The sequence below is a fragment of the Sphingomonas sp. PAMC 26621 genome, from assembly GCF_000251145.1.
Classification (GTDB): domain Bacteria; phylum Pseudomonadota; class Alphaproteobacteria; order Sphingomonadales; family Sphingomonadaceae; genus Sphingomonas.
Map to the genome: position 1 here is coordinate 1 of NZ_AIDW01000013.1, position 26,246 is coordinate 26,246.

General features: G+C 67.1%; 19 protein-coding genes. 10 read left to right on the forward strand and 9 right to left on the reverse strand.

From position 1 onward, the window contains the following. Positions 1 to 71: 71 nt before the first annotated feature. The 4 genes from atpD to RI03_RS06045 all read right to left on the reverse strand — a co-directional run bounded on the left by atpD (position 72) and on the right by RI03_RS06045 (position 4,681). Positions 72 to 1,532 (reverse strand): F0F1 ATP synthase subunit beta, encoded by a 1,461-nt coding sequence (gene atpD / locus RI03_RS06030; RefSeq protein ID WP_010215927.1) that lies wholly within the window; start codon positions 1,530 to 1,532, stop codon positions 72 to 74. Between the two features lie 41 nt (positions 1,533 to 1,573). Beyond that, positions 1,574 to 2,452, reverse strand: coding sequence for a F0F1 ATP synthase subunit gamma (locus RI03_RS06035; RefSeq protein WP_010215929.1), 879 nt, complete (start codon positions 2,450 to 2,452; stop codon positions 1,574 to 1,576). A 137-nt stretch (positions 2,453 to 2,589) separates the two neighbouring features. Next, positions 2,590 to 4,119 carry a F0F1 ATP synthase subunit alpha gene (gene atpA, locus RI03_RS06040; protein ID WP_010215930.1) on the reverse strand — a complete coding sequence of 510 codons (1,530 nt, stop codon included), beginning with the start codon at positions 4,117 to 4,119 and terminating at the stop codon, positions 2,590 to 2,592. A gap of 7 nt (positions 4,120 to 4,126) precedes the next feature. Further along, the gene (locus RI03_RS06045) at positions 4,127 to 4,681 is read right to left on the reverse strand and encodes a F0F1 ATP synthase subunit delta (RefSeq protein ID WP_026046494.1); all 555 of its coding nucleotides are present in this window, start codon (positions 4,679 to 4,681) and stop codon (positions 4,127 to 4,129) included. A 310-nt stretch (positions 4,682 to 4,991) separates the two neighbouring features. On the opposite strand from RI03_RS06045, the gene RI03_RS06050 reads away from it, so the two are divergent. From RI03_RS06050 to RI03_RS06065, 4 genes are all read left to right on the forward strand, one after another. Continuing rightward, positions 4,992 to 6,683, forward strand: a complete 1,692-nt coding sequence (locus tag RI03_RS06050; RefSeq protein WP_238542291.1) for a methyl-accepting chemotaxis protein — start codon at positions 4,992 to 4,994, stop codon at positions 6,681 to 6,683. Positions 6,684 to 7,277: 594 nt separating this feature from the next. Beyond that, positions 7,278 to 7,955: a dienelactone hydrolase family protein gene (locus RI03_RS06055; RefSeq protein ID WP_010215932.1), complete on the forward strand. Its 678-nt coding sequence runs from the start codon at positions 7,278 to 7,280 to the stop codon at positions 7,953 to 7,955. Between the two features lie 58 nt (positions 7,956 to 8,013). After that, entirely contained in the window at positions 8,014 to 9,051 is a 1,038-nt protein-coding gene (gene ada, locus RI03_RS06060) for a bifunctional DNA-binding transcriptional regulator/O6-methylguanine-DNA methyltransferase Ada (protein ID WP_010215933.1), read from the forward strand. Positions 9,052 to 9,291: 240 nt separating this feature from the next. Then, positions 9,292 to 10,179, forward strand: a complete 888-nt coding sequence (locus tag RI03_RS06065) for a CPBP family intramembrane glutamic endopeptidase (protein WP_010215935.1) — start codon at positions 9,292 to 9,294, stop codon at positions 10,177 to 10,179. Here RI03_RS06065 and RI03_RS06070 read toward each other — a convergent pair. After that, positions 10,168 to 11,772 carry a S1C family serine protease gene (locus RI03_RS06070; protein ID WP_010215936.1) on the reverse strand — a complete coding sequence of 535 codons (1,605 nt, stop codon included), beginning with the start codon at positions 11,770 to 11,772 and terminating at the stop codon, positions 10,168 to 10,170. The two genes, RI03_RS06065 and RI03_RS06070, sit on opposite strands and share 12 nt — an antisense overlap. 383 nt (positions 11,773 to 12,155) lie before the next feature. On the opposite strand from RI03_RS06070, the gene RI03_RS06075 reads away from it, so the two are divergent. Both RI03_RS06075 and RI03_RS06080 read left to right on the forward strand, forming a co-directional pair. Continuing rightward, positions 12,156 to 12,998, forward strand: a complete 843-nt coding sequence (locus RI03_RS06075) for a PEPxxWA-CTERM sorting domain-containing protein (protein ID WP_010215937.1) — start codon at positions 12,156 to 12,158, stop codon at positions 12,996 to 12,998. Positions 12,999 to 13,582: 584 nt separating this feature from the next. Continuing rightward, complete coding sequence (locus RI03_RS06080) at positions 13,583 to 15,451, forward strand: ABC transporter ATP-binding protein (protein ID WP_010215938.1); 1,869 nt, start codon at positions 13,583 to 13,585, stop codon at positions 15,449 to 15,451. A gap of 637 nt (positions 15,452 to 16,088) precedes the next feature. Here the strand turns inward: RI03_RS06080 and RI03_RS06085 are convergent. Next, complete coding sequence (locus tag RI03_RS06085) at positions 16,089 to 17,321, reverse strand: NF038122 family metalloprotease (protein WP_238542292.1); 1,233 nt, start codon at positions 17,319 to 17,321, stop codon at positions 16,089 to 16,091. 274 nt (positions 17,322 to 17,595) lie between these two features. On the opposite strand from RI03_RS06085, the gene RI03_RS06095 reads away from it, so the two are divergent. The 3 genes from RI03_RS06095 to RI03_RS06105 are packed head-to-tail and all read left to right on the forward strand — an operon-like array spanning position 17,596 to position 21,156. Then, entirely contained in the window at positions 17,596 to 18,777 is a 1,182-nt protein-coding gene (locus RI03_RS06095; RefSeq protein WP_010215941.1) for a PepSY-associated TM helix domain-containing protein, read from the forward strand. Further along, a complete protein-coding gene (locus RI03_RS06100) occupies positions 18,774 to 18,989 on the forward strand; it encodes a hypothetical protein (protein ID WP_010162915.1) in 216 nt (71 codons plus the stop codon). The genes RI03_RS06095 and RI03_RS06100 overlap by 4 nt, the downstream gene beginning before the upstream one ends. A gap of 4 nt (positions 18,990 to 18,993) precedes the next feature. Beyond that, positions 18,994 to 21,156, forward strand: coding sequence for a TonB-dependent receptor (locus tag RI03_RS06105; RefSeq protein WP_010215943.1), 2,163 nt, complete (start codon positions 18,994 to 18,996; stop codon positions 21,154 to 21,156). A gap of 350 nt (positions 21,157 to 21,506) precedes the next feature. On the opposite strand, the gene RI03_RS06110 is transcribed toward RI03_RS06105, so the two are convergent. Beyond that, the gene (locus RI03_RS06110; protein ID WP_026046495.1) at positions 21,507 to 23,675 is read right to left on the reverse strand and encodes a primosomal protein N'; all 2,169 of its coding nucleotides are present in this window, start codon (positions 23,673 to 23,675) and stop codon (positions 21,507 to 21,509) included. Between the two features lie 246 nt (positions 23,676 to 23,921). On the opposite strand from RI03_RS06110, the gene RI03_RS06115 reads away from it, so the two are divergent. Beyond that, a complete protein-coding gene (locus RI03_RS06115; RefSeq protein WP_010215946.1) occupies positions 23,922 to 24,806 on the forward strand; it encodes a tyrosine recombinase XerC in 885 nt (294 codons plus the stop codon). Between the two features lie 66 nt (positions 24,807 to 24,872). On the opposite strand, the gene RI03_RS06120 is transcribed toward RI03_RS06115, so the two are convergent. Both RI03_RS06120 and RI03_RS06125 read right to left on the reverse strand, forming a co-directional pair. Further along, positions 24,873 to 25,550, reverse strand: coding sequence for a type 1 glutamine amidotransferase domain-containing protein (locus RI03_RS06120; RefSeq protein ID WP_010215948.1), 678 nt, complete (start codon positions 25,548 to 25,550; stop codon positions 24,873 to 24,875). 90 nt (positions 25,551 to 25,640) lie between these two features. Next, a complete protein-coding gene (locus RI03_RS06125) occupies positions 25,641 to 26,240 on the reverse strand; it encodes a DedA family protein (RefSeq protein ID WP_010215949.1) in 600 nt (199 codons plus the stop codon). Positions 26,241 to 26,246 lie beyond the last annotated feature (6 nt).

Genomic DNA, 26,246 nt, shown 5'->3' on the forward strand with positions numbered 1-26,246 from the left:
TATCGGGAGACGGCGCTTGTGGCAGCCCCTCTCCCCGGCCCTCTCCCCGGAGGGGAGAGGGAGATAGTGTCTTAAGCTTCCTTGGCCATCTTCTCAGCCTTGGCGACGACTTCGTCGATCCCGCCGACCATGTAGAAGGCGCTCTCGGGCAGGTGGTCATACTCGCCGTCGACGACCGCCTTGAACGACTTCACGGTATCCTCGACCTGCACGAACTTGCCGCTGATGCCGGTGAAGACTTCTGCGACGTGGAACGGCTGGCTCAAGAAGCGCTGGATCTTGCGGGCGCGCGAGACGGTCGACTTATCTTCTTCCGAAAGCTCGTCCATGCCCAGAATCGCGATGATGTCCTGGAGCGACTTGTAGCGCTGCAGCGTCTCCTGAACGCGGCGGGCGGTGTCGTAATGCTCCTGGCCGACGATCGCCGGGGTCAGAACGCGCGAGGTCGAGTCGAGCGGATCGACGGCCGGGTAGATGCCCAGCTCCGAAATCGCGCGGTTGAGGTTGGTCGTCGCGTCCAGATGGGCGAACGAGGTTGCCGGTGCCGGATCGGTAAGATCGTCCGCCGGAACGTAGATCGCCTGCACCGAGGTGATCGAACCCTTGTTCGTGGAGGTGATGCGCTCCTGCAGCGCGCCCATGTCGGTCGACAGCGTCGGCTGATAGCCCACGGCCGACGGAATACGACCGAGCAGTGCCGACACTTCCGAACCCGCCTGCGTGAAGCGGAAGATGTTGTCGACGAAGAACAGCACGTCCTGGCCTTCGACGTCGCGGAAATACTCAGCGATCGTCAGGCCCGAGAGCGCGACGCGGGCGCGCGCGCCTGGCGGCTCGTTCATCTGGCCGAACACGAGCGCGACCTTCGAACCTTCGGGGGTCGGGTTGCCGTCGGCGTCCTTGGCGATGACGCCTGCGTCGAGGAACTCGTGGTAAAGATCGTTACCCTCACGGGTGCGCTCGCCGACGCCCGCGAACACCGAGGTGCCGCCATGGCCCTTGGCGATGTTGTTGATCAGTTCCTGGATCAGCACGGTCTTGCCGACGCCGGCGCCGCCGAACAGGCCGATCTTGCCGCCCTTTGCGTACGGTGCGAGCAGATCGATGACCTTGATGCCCGTGACCAGAATTGCGCTCTCGGTCGACTGGTCGACGAACAGCGGGGCAGGCGCGTGGATTGGCATCGTCTCGGTGTGACCGACGGGCCCACGCTCGTCGATCGGCTCGCCGATGACGTTGAGAATGCGGCCGAGCGTCTGCGGGCCGACGGGAACGCGGATCTGCGAGCCGGTGTCGGTGACTTCCTGGCCGCGGGTCAGACCCTCGGTCGAGTCCATCGCGATCGTACGGACGGTGTTCTCACCGAGATGCTGCGCGACTTCGAGCACGAGGCGGTTGCCGTTGTTCGACGTCTCGAGCGCGTTCAAAATCGCGGGGAGGCGATTCTGCTCGAACGTCACGTCGACGACGGCGCCGATGACCTGGCTGATGCGGCCGACGCTGTTGGTGGTAGCCTTGGGAGGCGTGGTCATTTCGGGGGCGGTTGCCATGGTTCTTTCCTCGTATCGACTGCTTAGAGCGCTTCGGCGCCCGAGATGATTTCGACCAGCTCGGTCGTGATCGCGGCCTGACGTGCCCGGTTGTACTGGATGCTGAGACGCTTGATCATGTCGCCCGCGTTGCGCGTCGCATTGTCCATCGCGGTCATACGCGATCCCTGCTCCGATGCCGCATTCTCGAGCAGCGCGCGGAAGATCTGGATCGCCACGTTGCGTGGGAGCAGATCGGCGAGGATCGTTTCCTCGTCAGGCTCGTACTCGACCGCAGCGCCGCCGTCCGAAACGGGAGCGGCATTGGTGTCGATCGCGACCGGGATGATCTGGTTGCCGACCGGGGTCTGCACCAGCGCCGACTGGAACTTGGCGTAGAACAGATGCGCGATGTCGAACTCGCCCGCTTCGAAGCGTGCGATGACATCGTCGGCGATCGCGCGCGCATCGTTGAACGACACCGTCTTGATGTGGCTCATTTCATGATCGGCGGCGATCTGCGTCGGGAAGAAGCGGCGGATGACCCGGCCCTTCTTGCCCGCGACATAGAACTTGACCGTCTTGCCGGCGGCTTCGAGTTCCTCGGCCTTGCGGCGCGCGGCGCGAACGATGTTCGAGTTGAACGCCCCCGCGAGGCCACGCTCGCTGGTCGCGATGATCAGCAGATGGACCTGGTCCTTGCCGGTGCCCGCGAGCAGCTTGGGGCTCGATTCACTGACCGAGACCTTCGACGCGAGGCTCGCCATCACCTGCTCGAGCCGCTCGGCATAGGGACGACCGGCGACGGCCGCTTCCTGCGCGCGACGCAGCTTGGCAGCGGCGACCATCTTCATCGCCTTGGTGATCTTCTGCGTCGACTTCACCGAGCCGATGCGGATCTTGAGGGCCTTTAGGCTTGCCATTCTCGTCCTTCTTCTCCCTCTCCCCCCCGGGGAGAGGGTCGGGGAGAGGGGCAGTCACAAACTTACGTCCGCGTTACTGCCCTCTCCCGACTTCGCTTCGCTCGTCTGCCCTCTCCCCGTGGGGGAGAGGGAGAAGTTTACGCAAACGTCTTCGAAAACGCACCCAGCGCCGACTTCAGCGCCTCGGTCGTCTCCTTGGACAGGTCGCGCTTGTCGCGAATGTCCTTGAGGAGATCGGCGTGATCGCTGCGCATCGTCGACAGCATCGCCTGCTCGTAGCGGACGACCGCGTTGACCGGGACCGTATCGAGGAAGCCGTTGGTGCCGGCGAAGATCGACACGGTCTGCTCTTCGAACGGCATCGGCTGGAACTGGGCCTGCTTGAGCAGCTCGGTCAAACGCGCACCGCGGTTGAGCAAGCGTTGCGTCGACGCATCGAGATCCGAGCCGAACTGTGCGAAGGCCGCCATTTCGCGATACTGTGCGAGCTCGAGCTTGATCGAGCCAGACACCTTCTTCATCGCCTTGGTCTGTGCGGCGGAGCCGACGCGCGACACCGACAGGCCGACGTTGATCGCCGGGCGGATGCCCGCGAAGAACAGGTCGGTCTCGAGGAAGATCTGGCCGTCAGTGATCGAGATCACGTTGGTCGGGATGTAGGCCGACACGTCGCCGGCCTGCGTCTCGATGATCGGGAGCGCGGTCAGCGAGCCGCCGCCTTCCTTGTCGTTCATCTTCGCCGCACGCTCGAGGAGACGCGAGTGAAGGTAGAAGACGTCGCCCGGATAGGCTTCGCGGCCCGGCGGACGGCGCAGCAGCAGCGACATCTGGCGGTAGGCGACGGCCTGCTTCGAGAGATCGTCATAGACGATGACCGCGTGCATGCCGTTGTCGCGGAAATACTCGCCCATCGCGCAACCGGTGTAGGGCGCGAGGAACTGGAGCGGGGCAGGGTCGGATGCGGTCGCCGCGATGACGATCGAGTAATCCATCGCGCCCTGCTCGGTCAGTGTGCGGACGAGCTGTGCGACGGTCGAGCGCTTCTGGCCGACCGCGACGTAGATGCAATAGAGCTTCTTCGACTCGTCGTCGCCCTGATGCGCCGCCTTCTGGTTGATGAAGGTGTCGATCGCGACTGCCGACTTGCCGGTCTGGCGATCGCCGATGATCAGCTCGCGCTGGCCACGACCGACGGGAACGAGCGCGTCGATCGCCTTGAGTCCGGTCTGCACCGGCTCGCTGACCGACTGGCGCGGGATGATGCCCGGTGCCTTGACCTCAACGCGGCTGCGCTGGTCAGAAACGATCGGGCCCTTGCCGTCGATCGGGTTGCCGAGACCGTCGACGACGCGCCCGAGCAAGCCCTTGCCGACCGGGACGTCGACGATCGTTCCGGTCCGCTTGACGACGTCGCCTTCCTTGATCTGGCTGTCCGAGCCGAAGATCACGACGCCGACATTGTCGGCCTCGAGGTTGAGCGCCATGCCCTGCACGCCGTTCGAGAACTCGACCATCTCGCCTGCCTGGACGTTGTCGAGCCCGTGGATGCGCGCGATGCCGTCACCGACGCTGAGCACCTGGCCGGTTTCCGAGACCTGCGCCTCGGTGCCGAACGATGCGATCTGGTCCTTGATGACCTTCGAGATTTCTGCGGCGCGGATATCCATTACGACTTCAGCCTTTCATCGCGTGCGCGAGGGTGTTGAGACGGGTGCGGATCGACGAATCGATCATCTGCGAGCCGATCTTCACGACCAGCCCTCCCAAAAGTGCGGGGTCGACCGACAGGTCGACCGAAACGTCGGTCCCGATCCGGGTGCGCAGCTGCTGCTTGAGCGCGTCGACCTGGTCTTCGGACAGCGGATGCGCCGACGTGACCTCGGCGGTCGTCTCGCCGCGATGGCGCGCAGCCAGATCACGAAACGCGCGGATGATCGCGGGCAATTGCGCCAGGCGACGGTTGTCGGCGAGGACGCCGAGGAACTTGCCCGTCGTGTCGTCCACGTCGATCATCTCGGCCGCAGCCTCGACCGCCTTGGCGGCGGCCGCGCGCGAGATCACCGGGCTGGCGACCAGCGCGGCGAATTCGTCCGATTGCGCAAGCGCTTCGCGCACACGACCAAGGCTCGCCTCGACTGCGTCGATGCTACGGGTGTCTCGGGCAAGCTCGAACAATGCGGTGGCATAACGTCCGCTTAAGCTTGCTTGAATACCGCCGGATGTCTCCACGCGATTGGAATCCTCTTGGACGTCATAAGGTGGCCCCATGGGGAATGAAGGCGGCAAAAGCGCCTCCAGATGGGTTGCCGGTTCGCTAGCATCGGGTTGCCGGGGATGCAAGCCGCGCGCTGAAATGTGTCCGGGGCGGGACGGTTTTTCCCGTCCAATTTCTTTTAACTGTAATATTCGGTTAACTAGCTGTCAGCCCCTTGGTGCGCATTAGCGGCCCATGAAGATCGTTACGCCCCTGCTACCGACCCGCTTTCTGAAACCCCTGATCGGGGGGTTGCTTGTCAGATGGACGGATGGCGAACGCAATATGCGGGTGCAGCTGCGCAGGGTCGTCTGTGCGCTGCTCGCCATCCAAGCGCTTTTCGCGGTTACGCTGCTGGGCACGACGCTTGCCACCAGCCACCGCGTCACGGCGCTGGTGGTGGATCGGCTTTACCCGATCGGCGAATTGCAACGCGTCAACGCGAGCTACAGCACGGCGTTGCTGACCGCCAACAAGGTGCGCAGCGGCAATCTCTCCGCGGTTGGCGCGATTGCGATGATCGAGGCGACCCGCGGGGAGATCGCGAGCAGCTGGAACGCCTTTACCCGCCACAACCTCGACAGCCGTCGGGCCGGAGAAGTTGCCAAAGTCGCGACCGCGCGGCACGACGCGGACGCCGCGCTCGACAAGTTGCTGGCGCTGCTGCGCGGCGGGCACGTCGATCAACTCGACTTCTTCCTGAGCGGGGCGATGTACGCGGCGATCGACCCGCTGACGGTGTCCAGCGCCACATTGATTGCCGACCTGCGCGCCGACGCGATCCGCGAGCGTGCTGCGCTGGAGCTGGGGTTCGGGCAGGTGTACCTGCTGGTGACGGTCATCACGGTCGTCGCGGTACTGGTGTCTTTCTGGGGGATGCGCATGTTGTCGCGGCGGGTCGAGCAGCCGCTGGCACAGATAGCCGCCGCGACGCGCGACATCACGCTGGACCGTCTGGACGCGGTGATCCCCGCGCTCGACCGCACCGACGAGATCGGCGAGATCGCCCGCGCGCTCGCCTTCGCGCGCGATCGTTCGGCCGAGGCACGCCGGCTGAGCGAGGAAGCGCGCCGTACCGCCGACGCGCTCAACGCCAACGAACGGCGCGAGGATGCCGCGCGGGCGCGCCGCGCGGCGCATCTCGAAGCGCTGTTCCAGACGTTCGAACAGGACGCTGGCACGTCGGTCAAGCGGCTCGCCTCGGCGGGCCCCGCGCTCCGCGAGACGGCGGGGGCAATGGCCGATGAGGCCGGGACGACCCAGGAACAGGCGATGGCGACCGCCGCGCTGACCGAGCAAAGCGCGAGCAACGCGCGCACGATCGCGCATTCCGCATCGGCGCTGGCCGGGGCGATCGATCAGATCAGCCGCGAAGCGAATGAATCACGCGCCAGCGTGGCGACGGTGCGTTCGCGGACGCTGGAAGGCCGCGACCGCGCCGAATCGCTCGGCGCGCTGGTTTCGGAAATCTCGGTGGTGCTCGACATGATCGCGGCGGTTGCCGGGCAGACCAATCTGCTCGCGCTCAACGCGACGATCGAGGCGGCGCGCGCGGGCGAGGCGGGCCGCGGCTTCGCGGTCGTCGCCGATGAGGTCAAAGGGCTGGCGCGCCAGACCCAGACCGCAGCGCGGCGGATCGAGGAACGGCTCGAGGCGGTGCGCGTCGCGACCGACACGGTGCTCGAGACGATCGAATCGGTCAACGGGCTGGTCGCCGAGCTCGACCGCTCCTCCGCCAATGTCGCGCAGGCGGTCGACCAGCAGCGCGGGATGACCCAGGCGATCGCTTATGCCATCGCCGAGGTCGAGGACGGCACCGCCGACGCCGCCGCCAACATGCAGACGCTGCGCGAACGCGCCGAACGCTCGCGCCACAGCGCCGACCAGGTGACCCGCACCGCCTGCGATGTGGCAGTCGGGGTGGAGACGTTGCGCGGGCAGATCAACGGGCTGATCGCCGACGTGCGCGCGGCGTGATACCTGTCGGCGGGTCGAGAGGGGGGCACGCTCCGTCACCCCGGCGAAGGCGCGACCTCTGCATAAAGGCAATGGCAGGCTTAATCGTCACCCGCCGCCTCTATCGCTGCCGTCATGCTGAACTCGTCTCACCATCCACCGCGCAACGGGCATAGTCCGGGCCCGTGGAGGGCTGGATCCTGAAACGCATTCAGGATGACGGACGGTTACAAGAGGCGGGGGCAAGTATGATCCCCATCACGGCTGGATTACGACACCGCCCCGGCCTTCGCGATACCTCTGCGAAACCATAGGTGTTCTCCCGCGGAGGCGGGAGCCCAGGAGTCGCGAGAGCTGTACGCTGTTGCTTTGCTTGGCCCTGGATTCCCGCCTTCACGGGAAAACAGCCAAGGAGGGGGCCGCAAACCGACTGTAGGAGAGGTCTCGCCTTCGCCGGGGTGACGGGCGGGGGGCGTTGAACGTCCTTCGCCCGCGTCCGGCATCGCGCCGGCACGACGGTCCCTTGCGGCAGAAACCCGGCAAGAGACGACGCACCCCCTAGACCAATGCTGGCGGCGCGGTATGGCGCAGGCACCCCCAGCAGGAGCGACTCACATGTCCGCCACCACCATCAAGATGACCATGTCCGACGGCGCCGAAATTTCCGTCTATCACGCCGAACCGGAAGGCGAACGCCGCGGCGGCCTCGTGCTGGTGCAGGAGATCTTCGGCGTGACCGATCACATCCGCAGCCTGTGCGACGGCTATGCCGCCGACGGTTACGAAGTGCTCGCGCCCGCGGTGTTCGACCGCGAGCATCCGGGCTTCGAGGCCGAATATTCGGGCGAAGGCTTCGCGCGCGGCGTCGAGCTCGCGAGCAAGCTGCATCCGTTCGAGCTTACGCTCGCCGACGTCCAGACCTGCATCGATTCGCTTGCCGACAAGGGGCCGGTGTTCGTCGTCGGCTATTGCTACGGCGGGTCGGTCGCGTGGAAGGCGGCGACCAGCCTGCGCGGCGTCGCGGCAGTCTCGGGCTATTACGGCAGCATGATTCCCGATGCCGCCGACGAGGAGCCCAAGGTCCCGACGATCCTGCACTTCGGCAAGAAGGACGACCACATTCCGCTGGCGGGCGTCGAGAAGGTGATTGCCAAGGATTGGCCAAACGCGACCGTCTATCTTTACGAGGCGGGTCACGGCTTCAACTCGGATCGCCGCGACGATTATGACGCGGAGAGCGCGAAGCTCGCCAAGCAGCGCACGCTCGACCTGTTCGCCGCGAACGGCGGTTGACGCTTTGAGCGCAACCGGCGGGATGTGATCGCATCCCGCCGGAGCGTATAGCGTCGGCATGACGCAAACTTTCCTTCTCGATCCCGCGATGGCCTGGGCCGCGTTCGAAGCGCGGGACCGCCACAGCGATGGCCGCTTCGTCGGTGCGGTGAAGACCACCGGCATCTACTGCAAGCCAAGCTGCCCCGCGCGCCACCCGAAGCGCGAGCACGTTACCTTCTACCGCGACCCCGCCGAGGCGCGTGCCGCCGGGTATCGCGCGTGCCTGCGCTGCAAGCCCGACGAGGTCGGGCGCGACCGGATCGCCGTCGCGCGCGCGGTCGCGTTGCTCGAGGCGGCGGAGGACATGCTCGCGCTTGACGCGCTCGCGGCGCAGGTCGGCTACGCGCCGCACCATTTCCACCGCCTGTTTAAGCGCGCGACCGGGGTGACCCCGGCGGCCTATGCGCGCGGGCTGCGGGCGCGGCGGGCGGCATTGGCGTTGACAGGAGAAACGAGCGTGACCGAGGCGATCTACGAAGCGGGCTATTCCGCGCCGAGCCGATTCTACGAAGATGGCGCGAAACGGCTCGGGATGAGCCCGAGCGCGTGGAAGCGCGGCGGCGCCGGGGTTACGATCCGCTGGACGATCGCGGACACCAGCTTGGGGGCGATGCTGGTCGCGGCGACCGACAAGGGGCTGTGCCGCGTTTCGTTCGACGAAGATGAGACCGCGTTGCGCGCACGGTTTCCCGAAGCGGAGATCCTCCCCGGGGGCGCCGCGCTCGCGACGCTTGCAGCCCAGGTCGTCGCCAGCGTCGAATCGCCCGAGCGCGACCAGGATCTGCCGCTCGACGTGCAGGGCACCGCGTTCCAGGAGGCGGTCTGGCAGGCGCTCCGCGCGATCCCGCTGGGTGAGACGCGCAGCTATGCCGAGCTTGCGGCGATGATCGGCAACCCTTCCGCGGTGCGCGCGGCGGGGACGGCGTGCGGCGCGAACCCGGTGTCGATCGTGGTGCCGTGCCATCGCGTCCAGCGCGGGGACGGGACGCTGGGGGGCTATGCATACGGGATCGATCGGAAGGTGGTGCTGCGCAAGCGCGAGGGGGTGGTTTAGGGGGCCAGGTTTCTTGACGCCGCTTCCCCCGCGAAGGCCGGGGCCCGGTAGAAGTGGTCAAGGAAACGGGGCGCAGTCCTTCGCTGGCGCCAGTTGCGCCCCCGGACCCCGGACCCCGGCCTTCGCCGGGAAAGCGCAAAGGAAGCAGCGCGCATTCCTTCCCTGACAGGCCGGTCGCGGCCCCGACCATTGTCTCCTGCTAAAAGCGCGTTAGCGTCCCCCTCACAAGGGGAAACGCCAATGCTGCCGACCGAACCGAACACACCGCCCAACAGTCGCGTCTGGCGGTTCCTCCATTTTCCGCTCGTCCTTCTGTTCATCGGGTTTGTCTTCGTGTTCGGCGGGCAGATCGTGGCGAGCGCGTTCGCCAAGCTGTCGCCGCCGCTCAAGGGCTCGCCGGTCAGCGTGCTTCAGGCCGCCGCCTTCGCCGCGCTGATTGCCGGCGCATATGTCGCGTTCGTCCGGCTGATCGAGCGGCGTCCGGTCTACGAATTCGGCGCGCAGGGGTGGGCGCGCGAACTGGCGGCGGGGCTCGCCGGCGGGACGGTTTTGTTCAGCCTCGTCATCGGGATCATTGCGGCGCTGGGCGGGTATCGCGTGGTCGGGACCGGTGCGGTGTCGTCGATCTATGCCGCCGCGGCACTGGCGATCCTGTCGGGGGTGGTCGAGGAGATCGTGCTGCGGGGGCTGTTCTTCCGGTTGCTCGAACGGCTGCTCGGGAGCTGGATCGCGCTGGCGCTGTCCGCGGCGCTGTTCGGCGCGCTGCATCTCGGCAACCCCAATGCGACACTGTCCGCCGCAATCGCCATTGCGCTCGAAGCGGGCGTGATGCTCGCCGCACTCTACATGCTGACGCGGCGACTTTGGGCGGCGATCGGGCTGCACGCCGCGTGGAACTTCGCGCAGGGCGGGATCTACGGAATCGCGGTGTCGGGCTTCCAGCAGACCGGGTTGCTGCGCCCCGAGATCCAGGGGCCGGAGTGGCTCACCGGGGGCAGTTTCGGCGCCGAGGCGTCGCTGCCCGCGGTGCTGGTCAACACGGTGTTCGGGATCGGCTTGCTGGTCCTCGCGCAGCGCCGCGGCCTGGTCGTCGCGCCTTTATGGGTGCGCCGCCGCTCAGCCGCCTGACGCGGCGGCGGGGGTGCAGCTGTAGACGATCTTCTCATTGGGTTGCGGCGGCAGCGCGGTGCGGATTGCGGCCTGCTGCGTGGCAAGGTTGGCGCGTCCCGCCTCGTCGGGTGAACAGGCCTTGAGCGTCACCTGCGAGCGGATCTTGCGGACCGACTCCATCTGGTCCGCCGACAGGAAATAGCGCCGCGTGACATAGGCGCGGGTGGCGGGATCGAACTGCATCACCGACACGGTCTGCTCCTCGGCCGGGACGAGGATGCGGTCCCATTTGCTGCCATTCTCGGCATATTGCGTGCGCCCGTTCATGCAGCCGGACGTGCCCCAGTCGATCGCGACGTCGCTCGTCTGCGACGAGACGACGCGGCTGCGCTCGGGAACGAAGCGGCACGTCATCCTGCCGAGCGCGGCGGTCGACGACACGGCGCCGGACGATGCCGGCGGCACGGTTGCCGTGACACCGCGTGGCAACATTGGTTCGCCCGAGGGCCGCAGCATGAACACCGCCACTGCGCCGAGCATCACCGCGGCACCGCCGATCCAGCCCCACACGGCGGGGCGGCGCTTTGCCTGCAGCTCGAACAGCGTTCCCGCACCGATCCCCATCGCGCCGAACACGAGCAGCAACGTCGCGATCGCCATTACATTCTCGCGGTGCCGGTCGGCGGCGATCCGGGCGCTCGCCATCGTCGCCTGTTGCTCGGTCGCTAGGCGGCTGGCGGTATCGCGGCGCGCCGCGTCGGCGAGGCTCGAGGCCTGCGCGTCCGCGTCGCGGTCCGCCTTGTCGCTCTCGGCAATGCTGGTGCAGGGCGCGCCGACCGCAGCATAAGGCTGTTTCGCGCGGGTCAGGAAGGCGGCGAGCTCGCTGTCGGCGATCGCGAAGCCGAAGCTGGTGTCGCCTTCCTCCCCCTGCGTGATCGCCGAGTTTACCCCGAGCACGCGCCCGCAGGGGTCGAGCAACGGCCCGCCCGAATTGCCGCGCGCGATTCCGGCGGTGTGGAGCAGGACGTCGGTCCCCGACATCTGACGGCGACCCGAGAACACGCCCTCCGAACGGATCGGCGACAGCGGGTGGATGTAGTCGGCGGCCGAACGCGCGGTCGCCATGTCGACATTGCCGGGATAGCCCAGCGCCGTGACCATCGCGCCCTCGTCGACCGGTCCGCTGTAAAGCGCGACCGTCGGCAGCCGCCCGCCGGTGAATTCGATCAGCGCGAGATCGTGGACCTTGTCGATCGCGATGACGCGGCCCTCATACCCCTTGCTGCCCTCCGACGGGACGACGCCGATGACGACGTTGCCCGGATAGCGCGAAGCAAGATCGACGACATGCGCGTTGGTGACGACCCGGTTGGGCGCGACCGCGAAGCCGCTGCCGTGGCCGAAGCCGACGACTTCGTCATCGACGATCGCGATCGAGACGACGCGGACGACGCTGCGCGCGGTAGCCGAAATGTCGTCGGCGCGCGCCGGGGGCGCGACGGCGAGCCCGGCCAGCAGCAGCAGCGCGGCGGCGAGGAGCGGGCGAACGTCGCGAAGGTTGCACAGGCGGCGCACGGGTGCGGACTGGCGAGTCAGAAATGCAATGGCCATGGTGGCGTCGATTCTGACAGCATGCGGCGGTGTAGGACAGGGGAATGTTGCGCAGCGACTCGTCTCCCGCCGAAGCGCGCCGCGGGCACGGCCAATCCCGGAGCGCGCGTTCCCATGCGTCGTCGGTGCTCGACGCGACAGGAGCGGCAATGCATGCGCCAGCGACAGTATCACCCTGGGGTCACGCCTCGAAACGGGACAGTCCCGGCGCGTTTCAGACTTGCCTTGGCAAGAAACGACAGAAATCGGGCAAGAACGTCGTCCACCCCAATATTCGGTTTGTTTAACAGAATTTTAATACTGTAATATAAGGTGCGCGATTCATCGATATCGCCCCGCGAATGCGAGCACTCGCGTTGGGTTGAAACCGGGGACTGAAAAACATGACGAGATTTTCGATTGCGGCCGCGCTTGGCGTCGTCGCCACGACCCTTGCGCTGAATGCAGCGCCTGCACGCGCAGCGACGACGTATGGCACGGGAACCATCGCGCTTGGCACGACGGTCTACACGCAGAGCTTCGATACGCTCGCGTCCACTGGCACGACCGGGATCGCGCTGCCGAACGGCTGGCGCGCGCTGGAGGACGGGGCCTCCGCGAACGGGACCTACGGCGTCGGCAATGGCAGCCTCAACACCGGCAACGTCTACAGCTTCGGCGCTACGGGTTCGACCGACCGGGCGCTGGGGACGCTGCGCAGCGGCAACCTCCTGCCGGCGATCGGCGCGATCTTCACCAATGCAACCGGCAGCAAGATCACCGACCTGGTCATCGCCTATACCGGCGAGCAGTGGCGCGATGGCGGCAGCCCGGTGGATTCGCTCAATTTCCAATATTCGCTGACCTCGACCAACTTTGCCGACGCACTGACCAGCGCCGCGTGGACCTCGGTTTCGGCGCTCAATTTCCTGTCGCCGACCAACAGCAGCAACGGCGGCGCCCTCGACGGGAATGCCGCCGCGAACAGCCGCGCGCTGTCCGCCACGCTGTCGAAGCTCGCGATCGGCTCGGGCGCGACCTTCGCGTTCCGCTGGATCGATGCCGATCCGGCCGGCGCCGACGACGGGCTTGCGATCGACACCTTTCGCGTCCGCGCGACCACCGCGGTGGTGGCCGCGGTGCCCGAGCCGGCCACCTGGGCGATGATGATCGCGGGGTTCGCGCTGATCGGCTTCGCCGTGCGACGTGGAACGGCTGCGCGCTGGCGGGGGGCTGTCGCCGCCTGACACGCGCGCTGCGATCCTGCAGGCCGTCGGTTGGAAGACCGGCGGCCTTTCGCGTCTCGGGGAGCAAGATGCGACGTGGGGCACGCCCGACACCCCCGCGCACGTCGGGCGCGCTGCGACGGTTTGCCGGGTCGCTGACCGAGGCACGGTATCTCTGCGAAAGCAGGAACCCGAAACCAGGCAAAAAACCGTCTGATGCCTCGCGCGACTCCTGCGCTTCTGCCTTCCGCAGGAGCACGATCCTGCAGTGGCGCTGCCGACGGACATGCCACCGCCTTTGATGTGCCGGCCTAATGGAGAATTTCGCGTTCAATTACAGAGCGTTCGTTTCGAGTGTAGTCGATAGACGGTAACGCACGCTGGACCACCGCTGTTCGATGGGCCTTGAACCAAACGGCAAGGTAGATCGCGGTGACGCGTGCGGCGTGATCGCGCTTCTCGTCTTTTGCCAGGCACGCGTCCGTGTCGGTTTACGGCGCGCCGTCGCTCGAGCCATCGCGTGCGCAGGGCGGTGCAACCAATGGCCACTTGTATCGGTTGTTGCTGCGTTGCAGCAGATACGCTCATCCCGGGAGCACGATCTTTTGCCCTTCCTGCAGAGTCCAACGCGGTTCATCCTTCACTATGTCGCGGCGCGGCCGGGGATGTTCCTGCTGCTCGGGCTGCTCGTCGCAGGCGCGTCGATCAGTTCGATCGGGACGCAATATGCGATGAAGCTGCTGGTCGACGCGATGACCGGCGGGGTCCGCGCGCGCGACACGGTTTATGTCGCGCTCGCGATGTTCCTCGGGCTGGTGATCCTCGAAAGCCTGTTGCAACGCTCGGCTGCCCTGACGCTGGGGCAGGCGACGGTCAGTTCGGGGGTCGGGATCCGGCTCGACATGGTCAATTACCTTACCGGGCACCAGATGCCGTTTTTCCAGAACCAGCGCGCCGGGTCGCTGGGGCATCGCATCTCGGGGCTCGCGGGGATCTTCGGCGCGATCGTCCACCGGCTGCTACAGGAAGTGACGCCGCCGCTGATCGCCTTTGCCGGCGCGATGCTGATCTTCGTGACGATCGACGCAGTGATGGCGGCGATCCTCGGCGGGGTGTTCCTCGCGGTGACCGCGGCGCTGATCGTGCTGGGTTTGCGCGGGCACGTCCACCACACCGCCTTCGCGCAGCATGCCGGGACCGCGGGGGGCGAGCTGATCGACCTGATCGGCAACATCTGGGTGGTCAAGGCGTTCGCCGCGCGTGACCGCGAGCTCGAGCGGCTCGAGGGGTTCCTCGACAAGGAAGCGAGCGCGCAGCGGCGCGGCTGGTTCTTCGTCGAGCAGATGCGCGGGTTGCACGACCTGTCGCTCGCGGTGCTGGTCGGCGGAACGCTGGTGTGGGCAATCGGGCGCTGGTCGACCGGCGCGATCTCGACCGGTGACGTGGTCATCATCAGCACCATGACCTTCCGCATCCTCCACGGTTCGCGCGACCTCGCGATGGCGGTGATCGATACCAGCCAGCAATTCAGCTATCTGCGCGAGACGCTCGATATCATCGGCGTGCCGCAAACGCTGAGCGACGCGCCCGGTGCGGCGCGGCTGCGCGTCGGCGAGGGTAGCGTCGAAATTCGCAACGTCACCTTCGGCTACGACCCCCGCGATCCGATCATCCACGACCTGTCGCTGACGGTTCCCGCCGGACAGAAGGTCGGGATCGTCGGGCCGTCGGGCGCGGGCAAATCCTCGCTCCTCCAGCTCGTGCAACGCTTCCACGATCCGCAGATCGGGCATCTCGCGATCGACGGGCACCGGATCGACCAGGTGACGCAGGAGTCGCTGCGCGACGCGATCGCAGTGGTGCCGCAGGAAGTGCTGCTGTTCCATCGCTCGGTAATGGACAACATCCGGATCGCACGGCCCGATGCGAGCGACGAGGACGTTCACGAGGCGGCGGTCGCGGCGGGGTGCGACGATTTCATCCGCCGCCTGTCGCACGGGTACGACAGCATCGTCGGCGAGCGCGGCGCGAACCTGTCGGGCGGGCAGCGCCAGCGGATCGGAATCGCGCGCGCGTTCCTCAAGAACGCACGGATCGTCCTGCTCGACGAGGCGACCAGCGCGCTCGACACCGAGAGCGAGCTCGAGGTGCAGAACGGGCTCGATGCACTGGTGCGCAACCGCACCGTGATCGCGGTGGCGCACCGGCTGTCGACGATCGTCGGGTTCGACCGCGTCATCGTGGTCGAGAACGGGCGGATCGTCGAGGACGGCCCGCCGCAGCTTCTGCTCCGGCAGAAGGGTGGCGCGTTCCGGCAATTGTGGGTGATGCAAGTCGAGGGACTCGACGGCGTCGCGAACCGCTCGCTGGCGCTGACCAGCGCGGGCGAACGCCTGCGCGAGGTGTCGATCGCGCGCGGGCGCAAGCTGCGCGGCGTGGTGCAGACCGCCTGGTCGAACATGGCGGAGCGATAGGGGGCACGCCGCACGGGTGACGCCGTGTGGTGGACGCGACGCCGAGTAGTACGAGAGCGGGGGCGGGCGCGCCGCTCGCCTTGTGCGCCGTCATGCTGAACCGGTTTCAGCATTCAGCCCTCCGCTAGGGCGGTCAGCCAGTGTGGAGCGGTGGACCCTGAAACGAGTTCAGGGTGACGCCGGGCAGTGGGGGCGACCTGTCCCCCGAGCGGCGTCATGCTGAACTTGTTTCAGCATCCAGCCCTCCGCTTGAGCGGTCAGCCAGTGTGGCGCGGTGGACCCTGAAACGAGTTCACGGTGACGCCGGGCGGTGGGGGCGACCTATCCCCCGAGCGCCGTCATGCTGAACTTGTTTCAGCATCCAGCCCTCCACTTGGGCGGTCAGCCAGTGTGGCGCGGTGGACCCTGAAACGCGTTCAGGATGACGCCGGGTGGTGGGGGGCGACCTGTCTTCCGTACGCCGTCATGCTGAACTGGTTTCAGCATCCAGCCCTCCGCCGTGCAGCCAGCCGTCGTTCCGCGGTGGACCCTGAAACACGTTCAGGGTGACGCCCACTTTCGGAAATACGTCGGCGAAGCGTAACGCCGCACGATGGGGGAGCGCCCGAAGACCGCGCCCCCACGGTCGTCGCGGCGATCAGCCCGCGCGGGCAGGCTGCGGCGCGACCGTCCCGCGGCGCCGGCGCAGCGCGCCGCCGATCCCGCCGAAGCCCAGCAGCATCATCGCCCAGGTGCTCGGCTCGGGCACCGCGCCGCCGAGCGAGCGATAGATGTCGGCGGTGCTGAAACGGTAGTTCGGGTTTGCGAGAACGTCGAAGCCGACGTTCCAGCCGATCGCGTCGTAAGCGGCGAGATCGAGCGCGGTGACTTCCTGCATCTGGCCGCGGCCCGAGGTCGGGTCGAGGATGCCGAGCTGCGGGATGTTCGCGGCGCTGTCCTTCCAGTGCGACGCCTGCGACCCGTCGCCATTGTCGGTCCCCGTCGAGAACAGCGAATCGCCGAACAGCTGCGACTTGCCGCCGTCGAGCGAGAAGAACTTCGGGGTTTCGGACGTCGACCAGTCGAGCGCGGTGTCGTCGCTGTGGCGGAACAGGTCGAGCGTGTTCATCACGACATAGTCCTCGACCGTGGTGATCGTGTTCGTGCCGTCCGCATTGCTCAAGGCGTCATACGTATCCACGCCCGAGATGAACCCGAGCGCATGGCCGATCTCGTGGATCGCGACGCCGATGAAGTCGAACGCGTTCTTGGCGATCCCGTCGCTCGGGTTGAAGTCGAAGGCGAAGGCGTTGCTGAACGAGATCTGGCCGTCGATCGCCTTGGGATCGATCGCCTCGTCGTTGACGTCGGTCTTGATGCCGAGTGCCTTGGCGTTCGCGCTCGTCATCGCAAGCGTCGAATTGTTGACGCTGCCGTCATTGTCCAGTCGCGTGACGTTGTCGACATAGCCGTCGTTCGTCTTGTTGATCGCATTGGCGATCGCGGTGACCGCGCCTGCCCCGGGAATGCTGGTGCTGACGCCGAGCGGCTGCAGCCCGGCCACCGCCTGCGCATCGAGCAGGCTCGTCTTGTCCTGCGCCAGCGCGGAGTAAGCGGCGGCCATCGAGGTCAGCGCGGTACCGCTGCCGGTCGATCCGAGGATGTTGGGGCCGAGTGGGCGGAACCCGATCTGCAGGTTGACGGTGACGTTGTCCTTGAGAACCGAAGACCAATAGGCCGTCGCGATGTCGAAACCGCTGCGGGCCTGAGTGCCCTCGGCAGCACCGCCAATATCGATCAGGTTGAAGTTCACCGCCTGGGCAGGCGACGTCGCCAAAATCGTCGTGCTGACTGCGAACGCGATCAGTGTCCGCAACTTTAGTCTACGCATGGAAGCCCCTCTTCAACGGTCGCCATCTGGATAATGGTTAACCTTCTCTTAACCAGAGTATCAGCGCATTCTGCTTGGTCAAGCCGTAGCCCGGAAAGATAAACCATAAAGGTTTGAGGGTGTTGCAACCATGTCATGCCGACTCTCTCGGCCGTGGTACAGGCGGCGCGGCCAGCCGCCGCGAAGCGCATGGCGGCATTTTGCGACTTGCTCGCAACAAGCCGCTGCGCTAGTCGCTGCGAATGCGTCGCAATAAAAACAACGGACATTTGCGGTGACGCGTGCGACGGTTCGCTTCTGGATTGCGCTGCACACCTGGAGCAGCCTGGCGTGCACGCTGTTCCTGCTGATGCTGTGCATCACCGGGCTGCCGTTGATTTTCCACGAAGAAATCGATGCCGCGACCGGCGATCCGGCGGCGGTCGTCTCCGGGATCGCGGCCTCGGGCACGGACCCCGCGTTGCGCCCGCTCGATTCGGTCCTCGCGCGCGCGCTTGCGCAGCGCCCGGGGGAGATCCCGCTCTACATGGCGTTCTACGACGATCGCCCGTTGATGACCGTCACCACCGGCGCGCGCCCCGACGTGCCGGTGAGCGGGATGCATATCCAGATCATCAATCGCCTGACCGGCGAACCGGTTGCGGAAGCGGGCGGCGGGCATGCGATCACAGAATTCCTGCTGCAGCTCCATACCGACATGTTCCTAGGGCTCGGCGGCGAGCTGTTCCTCGGGGGGATGGGGCTGGTGTTCTTCGTCGCGATCGTCTCGGGGGTGGTCGTCTACGCGCCGTTCATGCGCAAGCATGACTTCGGCATCCTGCGCACGACCCGCAGCACGCGGCTCAAGTGGCTCGATTATCACAATCTCATCGGGATCGTCGCGCTGGCGTGGATGAGCGTCGTTGGGCTTACCGGGGTGATCAACGCGTTCGTCACGCCGATCACCAAGGTGTGGCAGGCGAACGAGCTCGCCGCGATGACCCGTGCCTATGCCGGTCGCGCGCCGCTACCGTCCGCGCGCTACGGCTCGGTCGACGCGGCGATGGCGACCGCAAGGCGTGCGATCCCGGGGATGAATCCCCAGTTCGTCGCCTTTCCGGGAACGGCGTTCAGCAGCGGGCATCATTACGGCGTGTTCTTCCAGGGCACGACCCCGCTGACCAAGCATCTGCTGACCACCGCGCTGGTCGACGCGGAAACCGCGACGCTCACCGATGCACGGCCGATGCCGTGGTATTTCAAGGCGCTGTCGCTGTCGCGCCCGCTTCACTTCGGGGATTACGGGGGCATGCCGCTCAAGTTGCTGTGGGCAGTGCTCGATGCGTTCACGATCATCGTGCTCGGCTCGGGGGTCTATCTGTGGATCGGCCGCCGACGCTCGCTTGGCGATGCCACGCGGCTCGTCGCCGACCGCGCGGTGCGCGCACCTGCGTTTCAAAAGGGAATTTCGGGATGATTCGATCGACCTTCGCGCTTCCGGTGCTGATCGCGCTGGCGACGGTGTTCGGGCTCGTCGTCGCCCTGACCGGGGACGGGATGCGCGACGCGCTGAGCTGGATCGGCCTCGGGTGCCCGATCGCGGCGGTCGGCTGGGCGATGGCGCGGGTGCCGCGGGCGAAGCGTGCGCCGCTACGGTGGGCGTCGGTCGCCACGCTGGTTCGGGACTGAGCGGATGACGACCGTGTTCCGCCGATCCGCTTCGGCTCTCTCCTTTGCCGCCGCCGCGCTGGCGACCCCGGTCTTCGCGCAGAACGCAACGCCCGACGATTCCTCGGCCGACATCGTCGTCACCGCGCAGCGCCAGAACCGCACCGAAGTGTCGCGCGACGGGTCGGTCGGCGTGCTGGGGAACAAGGCGGCGGCGGACGTGCCGTTCAGCATCAAGAGCTACACTGCCGCGCTGATCCTCAACCAGCAGCCGCAGACGCTCGGGCAGGTGCTCGAGAACGATCCGTCGGTGCGCACGACCTACGGCTTTGGCAATGCCGCCGAGCAGTTCGTGATCCGCGGCTTCACGCTGTTCGGCGACGATATCGGCTTCAACGGGCTGTACGGCCTGACCCCGCGCCAGCTCGTCGCGCCCGAATTGTACGAACAGGTGCAGGTCCTCAACGGCGCGAGCGCGTTCCTCAATGGCGCGGCACCCGGCGGATCGGGGATCGGCGGGAGCGTGAACCTCGTCTCCAAGCGCGCGGGCAACACACCGCTCACGCGACTGAGCGTGACCTATAGCGGCGACCGGCATTTCGGCGGCAGCTTCGACGTTGGCCGGCGCTTCGGCGGCGGCGGGGAGATTGGCGTGCGGATCAACGGTGCGTATCGCGCGGGCGACGTCGCGATCGACGACGAGTTCCGCCGCAGCGCGGTGATCGGCGCTGGCCTCGACTATCGCGGCGAGCGGCTGCGGCTGTCGCTCGATCTCGCGTATCAGCGGGTCCAGGTCCGAGACCTGCGCCCCAAGGTGACGATCGCCAGCGCGGCGACGATCCCGCGCGTGCCCGATTCGACCGCCAATTACGGGCAGAAGTTCGCCTACACCACGCTGCGCGACCTCTTCGGATCGGGGCGGATCGAATATGACGTCACCGACAACGCGATGCTCTACGCCGCCGCGGGCGCGCGCGACGGGAGCGAGCAGGGGATCTACAGCGGGATCACCGTCACCGACGCGGTGACGGGCGCGGCGAGCGGCACCGCTTTGTATGTCCCGCGCACCGACAATAACGAGACCGCGCAGGCGGGGCTTCGCGTCAAGCTCGCGGCTGGGGGCGTGACGCAGGAGTTCAACGTCGGCGGGTCGATGATCTGGCAGGTCAATCGCAATGCGTATGACTTCCGCTACGGGGCGAGCTTCGACGGGTTCGCGACCAACCTCTATGATACGCAGCAGGTCGCGCTGCCCGCCTCGTTGCTGGTCGGGGGCAATCTCGCGGACCCGTTCCCGGTCTCGCGTACCCGACTGGGGAGCGCGTTCGCGTCGGATACGATCGGGGTGCTCGACGACCGTGTGTTGCTGACCGCCGGGCTGCGGCTCCAGACGATCAACCAGCGCAGCTATTCGTACACCGACGGGTCGCTGAGCGGCATTTATGACGAGAGTGCGGTGACGCCGGTCTTCGGGCTTGTGGTCAAGCCGGTCAAAGGAGTGTCGCTGTTCGCGAACCGGATCGAGGGGTTGGCCGCAGGACCTGTCGCGCCGGCGGGGACGCTCAACGCTGGCGAGATCTTCGCGCCCTACACATCCACGCAATATGAGGTCGGCGGGAAGCTCGGGCTTGGGCGGTTCAACGCGAGCGTTGCGCTGTTCCAGACCGAGCAGCCGAGCGCGTACAGCATCGCCGTCACGCCGACGACGTTTCGCTACGGGGTGTTCGGCAAGCAGCGCAATCGCGGGATCGAACTGAGCGTCGACGGCGAACTCACGCGGGGGTTGCGGGTGATCGCGGGCGGATCGGTCAATGACGCCACGCTGCGCAACACCGCTGGCGGGGCGAATGACGGCAACACCGCGGTCGGCGTGCCGGAGTATCTCATCAACGGCAATGTCGAGTGGGACACGCCGTTCCTGCGCGGGGTCACGCTGACCGGGCGGGTGGTCAACACCGGCAAGCAGCAGGTGAATGCGGCGAACAGCCTGTCGATTCCGTCGTGGACCCGGGTCGATCTGGGCGCGCGCTATGTCGCGGTCGTCGCAGACCGGCCGGTGACGTTCCGCGCGGGCGTCGATAACGTCGCGGATCGACGGTATTGGGCGTCGTCGTTCGATTCGTTCGGGGCGGCGCTGCTGCAGGGGGCACCGCGAACGGTGAAGCTATCGGCTTCGGTGGATCTGTAGCGATACCCTTGGGGACGTGGATCGGGCTTGAACCGAAGGCGCTTCCCCGGCGGAGGCGGGGGTCCAGTCGAATGACGGGTGCGCTGTCATGCATCCGCCCGCCTTCCGCCGTTTCGCCAATCGGCCCCGGCCTTCGCGAGACCTCTGCAAGAAGGCGCTCGAAGGTTTATCGTCACCCTTCGCCCCAAAGGCTGCCGTCATACTGAACGTGTTTCAGCATCCACCGTGCAACAAGCACAGTCCGGACTCGCGGAGGGCTGGATCCTGAAACGAGTTCAGGATGACGGACGGTGTGCCGAACGCTATCCTTCGCTGAAGTAACCGGTGGAGATATAGCTGGTAACCTTCCGTCACACGAAGCTGTACGGATCGACGTCCACCACCACGCGCACCTTGGACGGCCAGTCCACCCCGCCTAGCCACTCGCGCAACATGTCCTGCACGTCGAACGCGCGCCGCGCATGGACCAGCAACCGATAGCGATGCCGCCCGCGCAGCATCGCGAGCGGCGCAGGCGCGGGGCCGTAAACCTCCATCGCCTCATGCGTCGGCGCGGACCGCCCGATCGCGCGCGCGGTCTCCAGCGCCGCGCCCTGGTCCTCGCTCGAGATGACGATCCCCGCGAACCGCCCAAACGGCGGCGCGCCCGCCTCGCGGCGATGTTCGGTCTCGGCGGCGTAGAACGCTTCCGCATCGCCCGACACCAGGGCGCGCATCACGCTCGCGTCGGGGCTGTGCGTCTGGATGAAGACATGCCCCGGCTTCGCCCCGCGCCCGGCGCGGCCCGCCACCTGCATGATCTGCTGAAAGGTTCGCTCGCTCGCGCGCAGATCGCCGCCGTCGAGCCCGAGGTCGGCGTCGATCACCCCCACCAACGTCAGATTGGGGAAGTGATAGCCCTTGGTCACCAATTGCGTGCCGACCACGATGTCGATGTCATGCGCTTCCATCCGCGCGACGAATTCGGCGGCCTTGGCGGGGGACCCCATGGTGTCCGAGGTGACGACCGCGGTCTTGGCATCGGGGAACATCGCCGCGACCTCGTCCGCGATCCGCTCGACCCCCGGGCCGACCGCCGCAAGCGTGTCCTCATTCTGGCATTCGGGGCAGACGCGCGGGACCGGCTCGGTATGCCCGCAGTGATGACAGGCAAGGCGGCGGACGAGCCGGTGCTCGACCATCCACGCGGTGCAATTGGGGCATTGGAAGCGGTGGCCGCAGGTCCGGCACAAGGTCAGCGGCGCATAGCCGCGTCGGTTGAGGAACAGCAGCACCTGCTCGCGCCGCGCGAGCGTCTCGCCGATCGCGGTGACGAGCTTGGGCGCGATCCAGCGGCCGCGCTCGGGCGGGTCGGCAATCAGGTCGAGCGCCTGGATCGACGGCATTTCGGCAGCGCCCCAGCGGCCGGGAAGCTTGACCTCGGCATAGCGCCCGTTGGCGACTTGTTGCCGCGTCTCGATCGCGGGGGTGGCGGAGGCGAGCACGACCGGGATCTGCTCGAACTTGCCGCGCATCACTGCGACGTCGCGCGCGTGATAATGAACGCCTTCCTCCTGCTTGAAGCTCGTCTCATGCGCTTCGTCGACGACGATCAGCCCGAGATTGGCATAAGGGAGGAACAGCGCCGAGCGCGCGCCGACGGTGACCAGCGCCTGGCCGCTCGCGATCGCGCGCCACGCGCGACGGCGCTGCGACGAGCGCAGCCCCGAGTGCCACGCGACCGGCTGCACCCCGAAGCGCGCGGCGAAGCGCTTGAGGAACGGTTCGGTCAGCGCGATCTCGGGCAGCAGGACGAGCGACTGGCGGTTCTCGCGGATCGCTTCGGCGACCGCTTCGAAATAGACCTCGGTCTTGCCCGAGCCGGTCACGCCGTCGAGCAGGGTGGGCTTGAACGCCTTTGCGGCGACGTCTGCGACGAGCGCGCCCGAGGCGGCGCGCTGGTCGGCGGAGAGCGCGGGTGCGGCGAAGGCGGGGTCGGGGCGCGGGAAGGGGCTGTCGATGTCGACCTCGACCGCTTCCAGCGCGCCGACCTTGACCAGCCCGCGGATCACCGCGTCGGAGACTTCGGCGATTGCGGCGAGTTCGCGGATCAGGCCCTGGGTCGTGCCGATCCGCTCGATCGCTTGCTCGCGCTGTGGGGTGAGGCGATCGGGGAGGGTGCCGGTCGCGCGATATTCGACGATCGTCTTCGCGCCTTCCAGCGCGGACGTGGAGGCGAGCGCCATCCGCACCACCGACGCGGGCGAGGCGAGATAATAATCCGCGGTCCATTCGACCAGCCGCCGCAAGGGCGCGGCGAGCGGGGGGACGGGCAAGACGCTGACGAGGTTGCGCAGGCGATTGTCGCCGACCTCGGCATCGGACGGCATATGCTCGCTTTCCCACACCACGCCGAGCAACTGGCGCGGGCCGAGCGGCGCGACGACGATCGAGCCGGGTTCGACGTGCATGCCGTGGGGCACGCGATAATCCAGCGGGCCGAGGGCCGAGTTGAGGACGAGGACGCGGGCGCGGGACATATGGGGTATATGGCGGGTTGCGGGGGCGGGCGCAAAGGGGGGCTTCTCCTTTCGCCCCTTACCTTCAGGGGGGTGTTCTTCTTCTCAAGCCCCTCCCCTTCAGGGGAGGGGTTGGGGGTGGGGCTGTGTCTCACAGACAGCAGAGCTCTGCTGGACTTCCCCACCCCAACCCCTCCCCTGAAGGGGAGGGGCTTAAGGAAGAAGAAGCGGATTCTCTTGTCGGGCTACATCCGCTACACCCACTCCATGAGCGACCTTCCCCGCGCCTATGCCGAGCATCTCGCGCGCGACCGCAGGCGCTCCCCACACACCGTGCGCGCTTATGAAGCGACCGCAGTCCGGCTGTGCGGCTTTCTCCAGACCCATTGGGGCGAAGCGATCGACCAGGCCGTACTCGCGCGCGTCACCACCGCCGACCTGCGCGCCTTCCTCGCCGCGCGGCGCGGGGAGGGGATCGGCAATGCCTCGGCGGCGCGCGAACTGTCGGCGGTGCGGGGGTTCCTCGATCACGTCACCGGCGCGGGCACCACGCCGCGCTTGAAAGGTCCGCGCGTCGCCAAGGGCGTGCCGCGCCCGATCTCCCCCGCCGAGGCGGTCGCGCTCGCGGAGGACGTATCCGAAGATCCGGATGAGCCGTGGATCGGCGCGCGCGATTTCGCGGTGCTCCTGCTGCTGTACGGCGCCGGGCTGCGCGTCGCGGAGGCGCTCGGGCTGACCGGCGCGGCGTTGCCGCTCGGCGCGACGCTGGTCGTCACGGGCAAGCGCGACAAGACGCGGATCGTCCCGCTGTTGCCGCAGGTGCGCGCGGCGATCGAGGCGTATGTCGCGCTGTGCCCCTATGGCACCGCGCGCGATGCCGAACTGTTTCGCGGGGCGAAGGGCGGCCCGCTCTCGCCGCGGATGGTGCGGCGCGCGGTGCAGCGGGCACGGGTGCGGCTGCAATTGCCAGATCGGACGACGCCGCACGCGCTGCGGCATTCGTTCGCGACGCATCTGCTCGGGCGCGGGGCGGATTTGCGCGCGTTGCAGGAGTTGCTGGGGCATGCGAGCCTGAGCTCGACGCAGATCTATACGCAGGTCGACGCGGCGCATCTGCTCGACGTCTATCGCAACGCGCATCCGCGCGCATAATGCCCGTCACCCCGGCGCAGGCCGGGGTGACGGGGAGCGGCGCGGAACGCTACCGCTGACGAACGTTTAGCGCAGCGCCTCGACCAGCGCCTGCGCTGCGGCGGCGGACGACGCCGGGTTCTGCCCGGTGATCAGCAGCCCGTCGCGCACGACATGGACGCCCCAGTCGTCGGTCTTGGAGTAGACGCCACCCGCCGCGGTCAGCATGTCCTGGACCAGGAACGGCACCACGTCGGTCAGCCCGACCGCAGCTTCCTCGGTGTTGGTGAAGCCCGTGACCTTCTTGCCTGCGACCAGTGGCTTGCCGTCGGCTGCCTGCACGTGGCGGAGCACGCCCGGTGCGTGACACACCAGAGCGACCGGCTTGTCGGCGGCGATCGCGCCTTCGATCAGCGCGCGCGAGGTCGAGTCCTCCGCCAGATCCCACAGCGGACCGTGGCCGCCGGGATAGAAGACCGCGTCGAAGTCCTCGATCTTGACCGAGTCGAGCCGCACCGTGCTGGCGAGCTGCGCCTTGGCTTCGGCATCAGCCTCGAACCGGCGCGTGTCGTCGGTCTTGGCGCTCTCGTCGGCGGACTTGGGGTCGAGCGGCGGCTGGCCACCCTTGGGGGAGGCGAGCGTCAGCGTGGCACCCGCCTGCTTCAAAACATAATAAGGCGCGGCAAGCTCCTCGAGCCAGAAGCCGGTCTTGGCGCCGGTGTCGCCGAGCTGGTCATGCGAGGTGAGGACGATCAGGATGTTCATAGTGTCTACTCCAGCGGACGATCAGCCCGCGCTGATCGGCAGATGGGTAGCGCATCCCGCGATTACTACCGCAGTGCAACAATGGTACGATCAGCCGCGCGGTTTCCACGTCAGCAGCCGCCAGATGTAGCCGACCACGATCGCGACCGTCAGCGCGACCGCCGCCGGGCCGATATACGCATCGAGTTCGCGGAAATTCGCGCCGAGATAATAGCCAGCCCAGGCGAGCCCCGTGTTCCAGATCGCCGACCCGGCCGCCGTCCACAGGATGAAGCGCAGGTGCGGCATCCGCGCCATGCCGGCGGGGAGCGACACCATCGTCCGGAACGCGGGCATGAAGCGGAACACGAACACGACCCATTGCCCGCGCGCCCGAAAGAACGCCTCGAGCTGCTCGACATGCTGCCAGTCGAGCGTCAGCCAGCGGCCATGCCGGTCGATGAACGGGCGCAGCCGGTGATAGCCGAGCCGGTAGCCGATGGCGTACCAGAAGTAATTCCCCGCGACCGTCCCCGCGGTCCCGGCGACGATCAGCGGGACGAGGCCCATCTGCCCGCGCGCGACCGCAATCCCGCCGAGCCCCATGATGACCTCGGACGGGATCGGCGGGAAGACGTTCTCCAGCACCATCAGCAGGAAAATGCCGAAATAGCCGCCCCAGGCGGTGAGATCGATGATCAGCTCGGTCATCGCGGA

Coding starts and splice junctions, on each gene's coding strand:
- RI03_RS06065 (WP_010215935.1), top strand. CDS start 9,292: ATGCTGCCGACCGAACCGAACACACCGCCCAACAGTCGCGTCTGGCGG.
- RI03_RS06035 (WP_010215929.1), bottom strand. CDS start 2,452: ATGGCAAGCCTAAAGGCCCTCAAGATCCGCATCGGCTCGGTGAAGTCG.
- RI03_RS06120 (WP_010215948.1), bottom strand. CDS start 25,550: ATGAACATCCTGATCGTCCTCACCTCGCATGACCAGCTCGGCGACACC.
- RI03_RS06115 (WP_010215946.1), top strand. CDS start 23,922: ATGAGCGACCTTCCCCGCGCCTATGCCGAGCATCTCGCGCGCGACCGC.
- atpD (WP_010215927.1), bottom strand. CDS start 1,532: ATGACCACGCCTCCCAAGGCTACCACCAACAGCGTCGGCCGCATCAGC.
- RI03_RS06055 (WP_010215932.1), top strand. CDS start 7,278: ATGTCCGCCACCACCATCAAGATGACCATGTCCGACGGCGCCGAAATT.
- RI03_RS06050 (WP_238542291.1), top strand. CDS start 4,992: ATGCGGGTGCAGCTGCGCAGGGTCGTCTGTGCGCTGCTCGCCATCCAA.
- RI03_RS06100 (WP_010162915.1), top strand. CDS start 18,774: ATGATTCGATCGACCTTCGCGCTTCCGGTGCTGATCGCGCTGGCGACG.
- ada (WP_010215933.1), top strand. CDS start 8,014: ATGACGCAAACTTTCCTTCTCGATCCCGCGATGGCCTGGGCCGCGTTC.
- RI03_RS06075 (WP_010215937.1), top strand. CDS start 12,156: ATGACGAGATTTTCGATTGCGGCCGCGCTTGGCGTCGTCGCCACGACC.
- RI03_RS06105 (WP_010215943.1), top strand. CDS start 18,994: ATGACGACCGTGTTCCGCCGATCCGCTTCGGCTCTCTCCTTTGCCGCC.
- RI03_RS06070 (WP_010215936.1), bottom strand. CDS start 11,772: ATGGCCATTGCATTTCTGACTCGCCAGTCCGCACCCGTGCGCCGCCTG.
- RI03_RS06125 (WP_010215949.1), bottom strand. CDS start 26,240: ATGACCGAGCTGATCATCGATCTCACCGCCTGGGGCGGCTATTTCGGC.
- RI03_RS06110 (WP_026046495.1), bottom strand. CDS start 23,675: ATGTCCCGCGCCCGCGTCCTCGTCCTCAACTCGGCCCTCGGCCCGCTG.
- atpA (WP_010215930.1), bottom strand. CDS start 4,119: ATGGATATCCGCGCCGCAGAAATCTCGAAGGTCATCAAGGACCAGATC.
- RI03_RS06085 (WP_238542292.1), bottom strand. CDS start 17,321: ATGCGTAGACTAAAGTTGCGGACACTGATCGCGTTCGCAGTCAGCACG.